Annotated in this window: 1 protein-coding gene; it reads right to left on the bottom strand. The window is 43.6% G+C overall.

The annotated features are described in order from the left end of the window. On the bottom strand, nt 1–312 hold a 312-nt coding region (locus tag AC6CHM_RS25165), incomplete at both ends, for a HEPN domain-containing protein (protein ID WP_498176081.1).

Here is a 312-nt window from a genome sequence, read left to right as displayed (position 1 = left end):
AAATTCAGATTGTGGGAAGGCGGACCGTAGTTTGTTAGAGTAAGAAGCAATGTTGAATATGCATGCTCAATGGCTTGATGTAAAAGGAATGAAGCGTGCTTATACTCATTGTCTTCAATAGCTACCGTAAGCAATCTCATATGATATTTTGCAAACGGCAACTTTTCAATAAAATGCTTCTTCGCTATCGTGTATTCTTCAAGCGGTGTTCGTGGCTTTGGCTCTGCCAGCGGTTCATCGTCAAGCTGGTAAAGAACGATGCCTTCACGGCGAATATCGGAAAAGAAATACTGGCCTTCGCGCAGTGCCGTG

The sequence above is a fragment of the Phyllobacterium sp. GQ127 genome (genome assembly GCF_059758635.1).
The sequence above is the reverse complement of the archived record's forward strand: the minus strand, read 5'-3'. Positions and strand labels throughout refer to the sequence as shown.